Annotated in this window: 11 protein-coding genes and 1 rRNA gene; 7 read left to right on the top strand and 5 right to left on the bottom strand. The window is 59.9% G+C overall.

All coding sequences use genetic code 11. The annotated features are described in order from the left end of the window. Window positions 1-147 precede the first annotated feature (147 nt). The 4 genes from rrf (at window position 148) to FQ192_RS26535 (ending at window position 3979) form a co-directional block, all read left to right on the top strand. Window positions 148-263 (top strand): 5S ribosomal RNA (rrf, locus tag FQ192_RS26550). 150 nt (window positions 264-413) lie between these two features. Then, complete coding sequence (locus FQ192_RS26545) at window positions 414-1073, top strand: paraquat-inducible protein A (protein ID WP_149661177.1); 660 nt, start codon at window positions 414-416, stop codon at window positions 1071-1073. Beyond that, on the top strand, window positions 1060-1683 hold the full coding sequence (locus FQ192_RS26540; RefSeq protein WP_149661176.1) for a paraquat-inducible protein A: 624 nt from the start codon (window positions 1060-1062) through the stop codon (window positions 1681-1683). Before FQ192_RS26545 ends, FQ192_RS26540 begins: the two co-directional genes overlap by 14 nt. Further along, window positions 1676-3979, top strand: coding sequence for an intermembrane transport protein PqiB (locus tag FQ192_RS26535; RefSeq protein ID WP_149661175.1), 2304 nt, complete (start codon window positions 1676-1678; stop codon window positions 3977-3979). Before FQ192_RS26540 ends, FQ192_RS26535 begins: the two co-directional genes overlap by 8 nt. A gap of 73 nt (window positions 3980-4052) precedes the next feature. On the opposite strand, the gene mksF is transcribed toward FQ192_RS26535, so the two are convergent. The 3 genes from mksF to mksB are packed head-to-tail and all read right to left on the bottom strand — an operon-like array spanning window position 4053 to window position 8858. Further along, entirely contained in the window at window positions 4053-6893 is a 2841-nt protein-coding gene (gene mksF / locus FQ192_RS26530; RefSeq protein ID WP_149661174.1) for an Mks condensin complex protein MksF, read from the bottom strand. Further along, on the bottom strand, window positions 6890-7591 hold the full coding sequence (gene mksE, locus FQ192_RS26525) for an Mks condensin complex protein MksE (protein ID WP_038981553.1): 702 nt from the start codon (window positions 7589-7591) through the stop codon (window positions 6890-6892). Before mksE ends, mksF begins: the two co-directional genes overlap by 4 nt. Beyond that, on the bottom strand, window positions 7581-8858 hold the full coding sequence (gene mksB, locus FQ192_RS26520; protein ID WP_178129241.1) for an Mks condensin complex protein MksB: 1278 nt from the start codon (window positions 8856-8858) through the stop codon (window positions 7581-7583). Before mksB ends, mksE begins: the two co-directional genes overlap by 11 nt. A gap of 220 nt (window positions 8859-9078) precedes the next feature. Between mksB and FQ192_RS26515 the strand changes: the two genes are divergently transcribed. Together FQ192_RS26515 and rimI are read left to right on the top strand one after the other, a co-directional pair. Continuing rightward, on the top strand, window positions 9079-9819 hold the full coding sequence (locus FQ192_RS26515; protein WP_149661181.1) for an energy transducer TonB: 741 nt from the start codon (window positions 9079-9081) through the stop codon (window positions 9817-9819). Next, window positions 9812-10264, top strand: coding sequence for a ribosomal protein S18-alanine N-acetyltransferase (gene rimI / locus FQ192_RS26510; RefSeq protein ID WP_149661172.1), 453 nt, complete (start codon window positions 9812-9814; stop codon window positions 10262-10264). Before FQ192_RS26515 ends, rimI begins: the two co-directional genes overlap by 8 nt. A 165-nt stretch (window positions 10265-10429) precedes the next feature. Here rimI and FQ192_RS26505 read toward each other — a convergent pair whose 3' ends face one another. Beyond that, window positions 10430-10834, bottom strand: coding sequence for a serine kinase/phosphatase (locus tag FQ192_RS26505; protein ID WP_149661171.1), 405 nt, complete (start codon window positions 10832-10834; stop codon window positions 10430-10432). 152 nt (window positions 10835-10986) lie between these two features. Between FQ192_RS26505 and can the strand changes: the two genes are divergently transcribed. Beyond that, window positions 10987-11631: a carbonate dehydratase gene (gene can / locus FQ192_RS26500; protein ID WP_133840222.1), complete on the top strand. Its 645-nt coding sequence runs from the start codon at window positions 10987-10989 to the stop codon at window positions 11629-11631. Between the two features lie 6 nt (window positions 11632-11637). On the opposite strand, the gene FQ192_RS26495 is transcribed toward can, so the two are convergent. After that, window positions 11638-12162 carry an SET domain-containing protein-lysine N-methyltransferase gene (locus FQ192_RS26495; protein ID WP_149661170.1) on the bottom strand — a complete coding sequence of 175 codons (525 nt, stop codon included), beginning with the start codon at window positions 12160-12162 and terminating at the stop codon, window positions 11638-11640. Window positions 12163-12278 lie beyond the last annotated feature (116 nt).

The raw sequence follows: 12278 nt of genomic DNA, 5'->3' as shown, positions 1-12278 counted from the left end.
ACCCAAGCAATTTGCGTCGAAAGAGCAGATTGCGGTGTGTGAAGACGAAACGAACCGAAAGTTCGAAAGACTCACAAACACCGAAAGCTATCACATACCCAATTTGCTGAAGCGAGGCCAGCTGGCCACGACTCAGTACCCGAATTTCTTGACGACCATAGAGCATTGGAACCACCTGATCCCATCCCGAACTCAGCAGTGAAACGATGTATCGCCGATGGTAGTGTGGGGTTTCCCCATGTGAGAGTAGGTCATCGTCAAGATTAAATTCCGAAACCCCTATCTGCGTATGCAGGTAGGGGTTTTGTTTTTGCCTGCCAAAAAGCGCACTAAACCAGCCGCACAAATTTGCACAGTTATTTTCGATTCAGAACACTAGAATAGGCCCACCTTTTTCGGAGCAAGAGCCTTTTATGCCAGATCCGGTTGACACCCCAGGGCTGTCAGATTTACCGCTGGACGACTTGGTAGCGTGTCATGAGTGCGACCTGCTGATGCGCAAGCCCGAACTCGCCCGTGGCGAGAAAGCCCTCTGCCCACGTTGTGGTTATGAGCTCTATGCTCATCGGCACAACGTCGTTCAGCGCAGCCTCGCTTTGGTTATCGCCGCATTGTTGTTGTATGTGCCGGCGAACTTTTTGCCCATCATGCAACTCAATCTACTCGGACAATCGTCGCAAGACACTGTCTGGACCGGCGTTGTCGGCCTGTTCAATACCGGCATGCAAGGTGTCGCAGTCGTTGTGTTCCTGTGCAGCATGGGGATCCCGCTGCTCAAATTACTCTGTCAGTTGCTTGTGCTCCTGAGCATTCGTTTCAATATCGGGCGCAGTTACGGATTGTTGCTTTACCGCATTTACCACCACCTTCGGGACTGGGGGATGCTTGAGGTTTACCTCATGGGCGTGCTGGTCGCGATCGTCAAACTGGCAGATATGGCAGCCATCACCGTCGGTCTTGGCCTGGCGTGCTTTATCAGTTTGTTGTTGGTCCAGGTGTGGTTGGAGGTTGTGATGTCGCCTCACCAGATCTGGCAGGCTTTGTCAGGAGAAGATGCCCATGCGGGCGATTGATGCAGGCATTCTGATTTGTATCGAATGCCACGAGTTGAACAAGCAGGAAGCCGACACCGACGAGCAGGAGTGCACCCGTTGCGGTGCGCTGGTCCATGCCCGTCGGCCGAACAGTTTGATGCGCACCTGGGCGTTGCTGGTCACCGCCGCGATTCTCTATATCCCGGCTAATGTGCTGCCGATCATGACCGTCAGCTCCCTGGGCAAGGGCGATCCCAGCACCATCATGTCCGGTGTGATCCAACTGGTTCAGCACGGGATGATTCCGATCGCGGCTGTGGTTTTTATCGCCAGCATTCTGGTACCAACGTTCAAACTCGTCGGTATCGCGTTACTGCTGTTTTCGGTGCAGCGCCGCCAGCCATTGTCGGCCCGCCAGCGAATTGTGATGTACCGCTTTATCGAGTTCATCGGCCGTTGGTCGATGCTGGATATCTTTGTGATCGCCATCCTGGTGGCGGTCGTGAATTTCGGACGGCTTGCCAGCGTCGAAGCCAATCTTGGCGCCATCGCCTTTGCCAGTGTGGTGATTCTGACGATGCTTGCCGCAGTTACTTTCGATCCCCGACTGATTTGGGATAACACGGAGTCGGACGACGACCATGACTGATTTGCCTACAGCGAAAACCCGACCGGCCTCGAACTGGTCAGCTATCTGGGTCCTGCCATTGATCGCCCTGATCATTGGCGGCTGGCTCGGCTGGCGTGCCTACAACGAAACCGGTATCGAGATTCAGGTTCGCTTCGAAAGCGGCGAGGGCATTCAGGCCAACAAGACCGAAGTGGTCTACAAAGGCATGTCAGTCGGCAAGGTGAAGACCCTCAAACTCGATGATGAAGGCAGCTCCAAAGGCGTGATCGCTACCATCGAGATGAACAAAGACGTGGAGCAATACCTCAAGACCAGCACCCGTTTCTGGCTGGTCAAGCCGAGCGTAAGCCTGGCCGGTATCACCGGTCTGGAAACCCTGGTCTCGGGCAATTATGTCGCCGTCAGTCCCGGTGAAGGCGAACCGACCCGCAAGTTCAAAGCGCTGGCCGAAGAGCCGCCACTGTCGGACTCCAAGCCTGGTCTGCACCTGACCATCAAGGCTGACCGCCTGGGGTCGTTGAACCGCGGCAGCCCGGTGTTCTACAAGCAGATCAAGGTCGGCCAGGTCAAAAGCTACCTGCTGTCCGAAGACCAAAGCACCGTCGAGCTCAAAGTGTTCATCGAGCCGACCTACGCCAGCCTGGTGCGCAAACACACGCGTTTCTGGAACTCCAGCGGCATCAGCATCGACGCCAACCTGTCCGGGGTGAAAATCCGCAGCGAATCCCTGGCCAGCATCGTCGCCGGCGGTATCGCGTTCGCCACGCCAGAAAACCGCAAGGACAGCCCTCCGACCGATCCGAACCTGCCGTTCCGACTCTATGAAGACTTCGATGCGGCGGCTGCCGGTATCCGGGTCAAGGTCAAGCTCAGCGACTTTGAAGGCCTGCAGGCCGGCCGTACGCCCGTCATGTACAAAGGCATCCAGGTCGGCAACCTGAAGGCGCTGAAGATTGATCCGGACCTGTCCGCCGCCACCGCTGAATTGACGCTGGACCCACTGGCCGAGGATTACCTGGTGACCGGTACGCAGTTCTGGGTGGTCAAACCGTCGATTTCCCTGGCGGGTATCACCGGCCTGGAAGCCCTGGTCAAAGGTAACTACATCGCGATTCGCCCGGGCGACAAGGGCAGCGCGCCACAACGCGAGTTCGTGGCACGGGCCAAGGCGCCGCCGCTGGACCTGCGTTCACCGGGCCTGCATATGGTGCTGTTTACCGAGAACCTCGGTTCCCTGGAAGTCGGCAGCCCGGTGCTCTACAAGCAGGTCAAGGTCGGTTCGGTCCAGAGTTATCAGTTCTCCAAGACCAAGAAACAATTGGTGATTGGTGTTCACATCGAGAAAGAATACGAAGGGCTGGTCAACGCCTCATCGCGGTTCTGGAACGCCAGCGGCATCACCCTCAGCGGTGGGCTGACCGGTGGCATCCAGGTCAAGAGTGAATCGCTGCAAAGCCTGATGGCCGGCGGTATTGCTTTCGAAACCCCGGAAGCCAAGGCGCCGCTGCAAAAGAAAATCCCGCGTTTCCGTCTGTTCCCGAGTCATGACGAAGCCAACCAGAAAGGCGCGGTGGTCACCATCAAAGTCGATCGCGCTGACGGTTTGCGCACCGGCACGCCCATCCGCTTCAAAGGACTGGATGTCGGCAAGATCGAGGACGTCGACCTCACGGATGATTTGCAGTCGGTGATGCTGACCGCCCGGATTACCGAAGTGCCGGAACGCATTGCGCGGGTCGGCAGTCAGTTCTGGGTGGTCAAGCCAGAGCTGGGATTGATCAAGACCTCGAACCTCGAAACCCTGGTCACCGGCCAATACATCGAAGTGCAACCGGCAGCGAAGAACCTCGGTCCGCAGAAGAACTTTGTCGCACTGGCCAATCCGCCGGAGTCCGCCAAGGTTGAAGCCGGGTTGAGCCTGGTATTGAGCGCCGCCCGCCGTGGTTCGCTGAAAACCGGTGTGCCGGTGACCTATCGCGAAATCACCGTCGGCAAGGTGACAGGTTATGAGCTGGGCTCGACGGCAGATCGCGTGCTGGTGCACATCCTGATCGAGCCGAAGTACGCGCCCTTGGTGCGCAGTGGCACGCGGTTCTGGAACACCAGTGGCTTTGGCCTGGACTTTGGCCTGTTCAAAGGCGCGACGGTGCGAACCGAATCGCTGGAGACCCTGATCCAGGGCGGCATCGCTTTTGCCACACCGGACGGTGAACGCATGGGCACGCCGGCCCGGCCAGAACAGACGTTCCCGCTGTTCGACAAGTTCGAAGATGAATGGCTGACCTGGGCGCCGAAGATTTCACTCGGCAAGTAAACCCAGGCAATAGATATGAAAAAAGGCCGCGATCCAATGGATCGCGGCCTTTTTCATGGCCTTCAATCAAGCATCAGACCGCATCCAGCTCCGGCTCATCCGCTTCGACATTCACAGTCGCCTTGACCTCATCGTGACGACGAATGTACTTCCAGTCCGCCTCATCGATATAGATCCCGTTCGGCCCGCTGCCACCTTCCAGATCAATCGCGACACTGGCGCAAACCTGCGGCTTCACACTCGCCAGGATCGGCACGAAGCCCAGTTGCAGGCTGGTTTCGAGCAAGGCTGCCTGGTTCTTCTCGTCAATGTCCGCCGCCTCGTCGAGGTAGTACGGCAGGCGCACGCGACCGGCCTGGTCGCGGTCCATCAAGTGCAGCAACAAGTACATGTTGGTCAGCGCCTTGATGGTCATGGTGGTGCCGTTGGACGCCGCGCCGTCGATGTCGGTGTGGATCACCGGTTGACCGTTGACCTTGGTGATTTCGAACGCCAGCTCGAACAAGTCCTTGAGCCCGAGCTGGTTGTGGTTCGCCGCCACCAACCGCGCCAGGTATTCCTTGGCTTCTTCGTTCTTGTTGTCCTGATCGGCGCTTTGGCTCAGGTCGAACACGGAGAGGGTTTCGCCTTCTTCGTATTGGCCGGCGCTGTGGATGATCTGGTCGATGTGCTTGAGCGCTTCCTTGTTCGGCGCGAGGACGATACGGAAGCTCTGCAGGTTGGACACCTGACGCTTGTTGATCTCGCGGTTGAACAGCGCCAGTTGATGCTCGAGGCTGTCGTAGTCGCTGCGGATGTTGCGCAAGGTCCGGGCGATGTCCGTAACGGCGGCACGCCGCGCCTTGCCGAGGGTCAGGGCTTCGTCGGTGCGGTGCGCATAGGCGTTGATCAGCAGTTGCAGGCGACGCTCCATGTCGTCTTCGCTGTCGAACTTGGCCACGCCTTTGAGGCGGACCTGCGCGTACAGCGCCTCGATCTGACCATCGCTGCGCTGCAAACCCTGCCAGCTGTCCTGATAGTCGTTGAGCAGCGGCAACAGGTTGTCCATGGAATCGTCGATCGGGTCCATGAATGGCGTACCGAACGGCAGGTCTGCCGGCAACAACTGACGGCGGCGCAGGGCGTCGTCGAGGGTGCGTTGCTTGGCTTCCATATCGCCGATCTGCCGACCGACCAGTTGCAGCTTGGCCGACAGTTGCTGGACACGCTCGGTGAACGCATCGCTTGAACGTTTCAATTCTTCCTGGGCCGCTTCCATCTGCGCCAGTTGCTCAAGCTTGTCGTCTTCTTCGGCGCTCAGGGTTTGTGAGCGACGGAAATCTTCCAACGCTTTTTGCGCATCCAGCACTTGCTGGTACAGCGCTTCGGTCTGGGTCTTGCTCGCGGCGCGGTCAGCGACCACGGCAGCTTGGGTTTTCAGTTGCTTGAGCTCTTTTTCCAGACGCTCTTTCTGATCACGTAACGCGGCGCGGTCAGCCAAGGCTTGCAGCGCGGGCGGCTCGATGTGCGAGATGTCGATGGCCAAACCCGGCACTTCGAAACGCTCGCCCTTGAAGCCATCGAGGATCAGCTCCAGGGATTTGACCCACTGACCGTCCTCGTCCAGCGTAATTCCGTGCTCGCCCAGCGGCAGGCTGAACAGCGCACTGTTGAACAGGCGCATCAGGCGCTCGACGTCCTGTTGCGAAAACTCTTCGCGCAGGCGGGCGTAGCTGTTGTTGTCGGCGTGATCGAGTTGCTGCTTCACCGACTTCAGGCGTTTTTCCAGATCCCGCAGACGCTCGTCGAGGTCTTCGGCGCTGAACTGTCGCGACTGGGCCAAGGCACCGGCCAGCTCATCGTGGGCATCCTTGGCTGCCAGCAGTTGCTGTTCCAGGACTTTAACGTCAGTGACCAACGCGAAGCGATGCTTGAGCACCGACAATTCGCCGAGCCAGCGCTGGATCCCGGTGATTTCCCGCTCCAGACGCATCAGTTCCTGAGTGCCGCCACGCTGATCGTTTTGCAGGGCGTCCTGCTCGTTGCGGTAGTGCTCGGCCTGGATGGTCAGCTCTTCCTTGCGCGCACTGGCGTAGTCCGACCAGGTGCCGAGCAACGAATCGAGCAGCGGCGAGATGCGGTGCAACTTGCCGCGCAGGATATTGCGCTGGGCAACGCCGGAGGCCAGCGCTTCAACCAACGGGCCGGCGGTGACCAGCGAGTTGTAGTCCTGCTCCATGCGTCGTACATCGCGGAACGCTTCTTCGCACGCGGCGATGTAATCGACGCTACCGGAACGCAGGCTGTGCTCGAAGGCATCGAGGAACAACTGCTTGAGCTTGGCCGCAGTGATTTCGCGCATGTGCAGCAGGTTGATGAACAACGCACGGAAGGTCTTCAGGCTCTGTTCGCTGGTGGAGCGCAGCGGGATCAGTGTCAGGTCCAGCGGGATAGACGTATGGCCGCCGACCAGCAAACGCCGCAGTTCATCGGGCTTGAGTTCGTAGGCTTTCAGGCCTTCGCGCTCAAGGTTAGTGAACAACTCTTTCTGACGCAGGCAGGTGTCGTTTTTCTGGTAGTGGGCCAGGTCCAGCTTGCCGGCGTAGGCAAAGAACTGGTGACCGAAACCACCACCCGGGCCGCGACCAACCACGCCGATCACGTGCGGACCGTGGGGCAGCGAGACTTCGACCAGGATGTAACTGGTGTCCGACGCAAAGTAGAAGCGCCGGGATTGCTCCAGGCTGTACTTGCCGAAGCTCATGTCCGACATGCGCGCCAGAATCGGGAACTGCAAGGCGTTGATCGAGGCGGATTTACCGAGGTTGTTCGCGCCGTACACCGACAGCGGTTCTTCCAGCGGGAACAGGCCGAGACTGTAACCGGCGGTGTTCAACAGGGCGAAGCGGCGAATGCCGTAGCGTTCCTTACTCATGCGTCGGTCTCCTGTTCTTCGGCAATGGCGCGGGCCATGGCGTCTTCTTCGCTTTCTTCTTCGAAGTCACTCAGATCAAGCGGGTCATCGGTTTGCAGCAGCTTTTCGTCGCTGTCGTCATCGATCAGCACTGGAACCGGCAGCGGCAACACGCTGTGCAGGCTGGCCGCCAGATCGCGGTCCTGCTGCACCGACAGGCACACATCGAGGAAGCGGTGCATCGGCGGCAGGAAACGGTAGATGCCGTTTTCTTCACCGGCGAAACCGAGTTGGGTCATGCGGCGCATGATTTTTTCTTCGAGCTCTTCGACGGTCTGCACTTCAGCCTGGATGAACAGGTCGCGGTATTTTTCCAGCAGCGATGGCAATTCATCGCGGCCAAGGCTGCCGCCATCCAGTACGGCGACCGGATCGCGGCCCTGGTCGGCCAGATGCTCGACGAGGATGAAGGTGAACAGCGCCAGGCGTTGTGCGGTCTTGTTCACCGCCGCCGCCGCGAGGTCCGGCACGAAGTAGTAGAAGCCACGGGTGTCGCACACCAGTTCAAAGCCCAACGCCTTGAACAGCGTGCGGTACTGGTCCTGGAAGTTCGACAGTTGCGCGTATAGCTCCGGGTCGCGGCGGCTGACGTGGTAGCCCTTGAACAACTCGCGAAAAATCGGCGCGAGTTGGGAGAGTTCGTTTAGATCAAGATGCATTTGGGGTGCTCGCAGAATCCTCGGCGGCGCTGTCGCGGGCCGAGAGCAGGGCGAAGGAGCGCAGGCTGACCTGGTGCTCATGAGTGTGGTAATCGCGGCGTTCCAGACGCTCGCGGGTGAAGCGTTTTTCCCGGGACAGGCGCGAGAACCAATACAGCAATTCGTCGGTGGCGCCGTCCGGTTCCTGCTCCAGCAGCCAGGTCATCAGGTCCGGCATCGGCAGGGCGTCTTCGCAGCGTTCGAGCATTTCCCGAACCGTGCGTGGCGCGCGCGGGGCTTCGCCTTTTTGAGTCTTGTGGGCCTTGGGGAAACGCGCCGGTTTCGGCTCGAAACGGGCCAGGGCGTAAACATAGGCTTCGACTTGGCTGGCGCTGCCGAGGAAGGTGCTTTGCGGACGCGTGAACATCGGCATCGCCGCTTGGGGCACCGCATCGATGCCTTTGCGACGAATGGCTGACAAGGCCAGCGCCGCGCCACGGGTCACGGCGTTGTGACGGCGCGCTTCTTCACGCAGCGGCAGCAGCAGTTCTCGGGCGTGACGCAAGGTGAGCTGGGCGCTGGTCTGCATTTCGAGGATGCGCGCGTGGGTGCGCAGCAGCATGTCGTCGTCGACCAGATGGCCGAGGCGCTGCTGTTCGGTGAGCATGCGCAACAGCACGTTCTCGACCTTGCGTACGCCTTGTTCGAAGGCGCCGTCGGCGTTCACCAACTGGATCATCGGCTCGACGTATTCGTCCCAGGTCGCCAGCACTTCGGCGTAGCGCTGACGCAGCGGGATTTGCCGGTCGCTGGTCTTCGCCCGTTCGGCGACGGCCACCAGGGCCTGTTCGTCGTTGGCGAGTTTCTTCAATACGTCCCGCACGCGCATGTCGAGCAAGCGCAATTGGCGCGCCAGGTCGTGGCCGTCGCGGATGTCGAAGGCGTCCTGGATGTAACCGGCCAGCCGTTCGAGGTGGCGCAGATAGGCTTCGATTTCCAGGCACAGGCCCAGCCGGTGCTCACGGCGCAGGTAGGCGAGGAAGTCGTGGATCTGCGCATTAAGCTCGAAACGGTTCGGGCTTTTCGCCACAGGAACCAGGATGTCGAGGCGGATCCACACGTCCAGCAGGCTGGTGATGTCCTGCGGCGTACTGTCCAGTTGCTGGGCGGCCAACTGTGAACGCAATTCGTTGAGGCTCAAAGTGCCTTGGTCGAAGTGCTCGCACAGTGGCTCCAGAAGTGCCCAGTGTTCAGCGAGGGCGCGCAAGACGCGCTTGGGTTCGATCATCGGGATGGCCGGCTGGTTGTCGAATAAAAGCGGCGATTGTACTGCATCACGCCCGTTGCGATTCACTCGCGGGACGGGCAGTCGCTGTTTCTGTGGGCAAGAGTATCGATCAAGGGCGGGCGATCTTGAGCGAAGGGCGGTAGAATCAGCGCACTTTTAGTTATCCACAAGTGGCCGACCTTTGCTTATCGAGTCCCGTCGCCGCGCTTATTTGACCGCCATGCAGGTGGTCAACTGGCTGCCGCGCACCGAATTGCCCTTTGCCGCGCCCTCACGCCCCGAGTTGCTGGAGGCGCCTGAACCGTTGGTCGTCGCCCCGGTGGTGCCGGCGACTGTGGCTGAGGCACCCGTGGCACCGGTGGTCAAACCCGCCGAGCGGGTGAAAATCGAGGTGCCGCGGCCATCGTTGGCCAGCACGCGGACCAACGCCAAGGCCGAAGAAGAGGCCGCGCCGGTGGTGGCCAAGGCCCCCGTCGTGCCGCCGCCGCGCTTTGCCCTGCAATTGTTGCGGGCAGGGCGTTGCCTGCTGCTGGTGGAGTTACCCACAGGTGAACCGTTCCAGACTCGCGATCCCGCGTACATGTTGCTCAAGGACATGCTGCGCGCCGCCGGTCTGCCGGACAGCCCGCAGATCGTCGGCGAACCGGTACGCTGGCCGCTGTTGGTCCGCGGCACCATGGACCAGGGGCCGGAAGCGGCGCGGGATTTCGTCCAGGGCTTTCTCTCGGCCCGGATCGAAGACGCACCCTGCGTGTGCCTGTGGCTGATCGGCCTGCCGGCCGTGCGGTTTGCCGGGGAGGCGAACGCCGAATCCTTCAACCGTGAACTCCAGGTCGAAGGCCTGGGCTCGGTCTGGGCCCTGCCGGGCCTGGAATTATTAATGGAAGAGCCACAGCGTAAGGCTGATGTCTGGCAAGCCATGCGTCGGCTGATGGCGCGTTGGAAAGAATCGAATGAGTGACGCTGTATCGTTCCGCCCGATGACCGAGGCGGATATGGACGCTGTACTGAAGATCGAATACGCGGCCTATAGTCACCCGTGGACCCGCGGGATTTTTCTCGATGGCCTGGGCAAGTACCAGATCTGGCTGATGTTCGAAGGCTCGCAGCAGGTCGGCCACGGGGTGGTGCAGATTATTCTCGATGAAGCGCATCTGCTGAACATCACCGTCAAACCGGAGAATCAGGGCCGTGGCCTGGGTTTGACGTTGCTGGAGCATTTGATGTCCCGGGCGTATGACGCCAAGGCGCGGGAGTGCTTCCTGGAAGTGCGCGACAGCAACCGTGGGGCATTCCGGTTGTATGAGCGGTATGGGTTTAACGAGATTGGTCGGCGTCGGGATTACTACCCGGCGGTCGGCGGCCGCGAAGACGCTGTCGTCATGGCCTGCACCCTGGTCGATTGAGATTTAAAGGCTTCGCTGTAGGAGCAAAGCTTGCTCGCGATGGCGATCTTGAAGGCGCTATCGCGAGCAAGCTTTGCTCCTACAGTGGGATGGCCATCACAAAAACGCCGCCAAACCTGTAGGAGCGAGGCTTGCCCGCGAAGGCGTACTGTCAGGCGCCAGAAATCAACGATTCCCGTCCAACGGATCCCGCCGCGCCATCTCCGCCTCATCCAATCCATTCCCTCCGCCAATGTCGTCCTCATCGACATTGCTCAAATCCCAATCAGCCGGATCGACTTCACCCGCCTCACCGGCATCCCGCGCGCCATCTTCAAGAATCAACGTCTCGGGGCTCATGTCATCGTCGGTGGACTCATGGTCATCGGTCGAGGCCCCGGTCATGCCGGCTTCGCGCACACGTTCCCTGGGCATCAGGCGTTCGCGTTCATTTTCCGGTAACTCGTCGCCGATTTTGGCGCTCGGTTCTTCCTCGTCGAAATCCAGCTCATGCATCGAACCCATGCGGTCTTCGTTGTCGTCGATGGGCTCCGGTTGCACCGCATCGTACGGACGTCGTGATTCAGTCATGGCAATTCCTCATACTGTGGGCCTTACTAGGGTGGACCCACTGTACTCCTGAGAATTCCGCCGACCTGGAATACCGGCTATCTACATCACGCGCGTGACCCAGACGGGCGGTCGTCTGTCAAAGCTGCGCATCATTCTTGAGGCTTCCTTGCATGAACGAATTACAAGATCTGATTGATAACAACGAGCGCTGGGCTGACGCGATCACCAAAGAAGATCCTGATTTCTTCGCCAAACTGGCCCGCCAGCAGACCCCGGAATACCTGTGGATCGGTTGCTCCGACGCACGGGTACCCGCGAACGAGATCGTGGGCATGCTGCCCGGCGATCTGTTTGTGCACCGTAACGTCGCCAACGTGGTGCTGCACACCGACCTCAATTGCCTGTCGGTGATTCAGTACGCGGTGGATGTGCTCAAGGTCAAACACATCCTGGTCACCGGCCACTATGGTTGTGGCGGCGTGCGGGCGTCGATGCAGGACCGCCAACTGGGCCTGATCGATGGCTGGCTGCGCTCGATTCGCGATCTTTATTACGAGAAACGCGAAGAACTGGCCAAGTTGCCCACCGAGGAAGAACGGGTCGACCGTCTCTGTGAGCTGAACGTGGTCCAGCAAGTGGCCAACGTTGGTCACACCAGCATTGTGCAAAACGCCTGGCATCGCGGGCAGAGCTTGTCGATCCACGGTTGCATCTACGGCATCAAGGACGGTCGCTGGAAAAGCCTGAACGCGACCATCAGCGGTTTCGAGCAACTGCCGCCGCAATATCGCCTGCGTCCGGTCGGGGCGGTGTAACGCCGTTCAGCACAGGCTGCGCCGACGCCAGTGTTGCAAAAACAACTGGCCGTCGGCGTTCGGCGGTTCATCGTAGCCGGTGATCCAGCCGCGACACTCCGCCGAACCGCACTGACAGGCGAACTGGCGCAGGAGTTTGTCTTCGGTGGAGGCGTAATCCATGGTCAGCCGGTCGCCACGGTTGATGTCTTGCAGCGCCCATAACCACAGCTCGCTCATGTCGAGAAACACGTTGGGGTCGCAGGAATGACGCAGCAACCCGCACAAGTGCGGGTCGTAGACGTGGATGCCGGGGGCCAGTTGCCGTGTATGCCGACAGCGATAGGGCAGTAGATGCCCTGAAGCCCGGCAGATTCGGCTGATCCGTGGGAACTGTCGGAGTGCCGCGACGGCCTCTGCCGAGCCGTGGGCATCCAGGATGAGTTCGAAATCAGCCTGGGACGGAAATCCAAGGCGGATGGGTAATTCTGCAAAGGGATAGAGGCCATGGGTGGGTGGCGCGCACATCCCGTCCAGCGTCTGGAGTTTCATAACGATCCTTGTCGGCAAAGGTGTTGCGACCTCCGGAAGCCGACGATCCTGTCAGCCCTGCAACACTTGGGTACGCCTCAAGCCTCTCGCAAATCTAACACCCGGTCTACTGTCAG

Source organism: Pseudomonas sp. ANT_J12 (assembly GCF_008370045.1).
GTDB lineage: Bacteria > Pseudomonadota > Gammaproteobacteria > Pseudomonadales > Pseudomonadaceae > Aquipseudomonas.
Note: the sequence above shows the minus strand (reverse complement) of the source record. Positions and strands in the feature narration are given on the sequence as shown.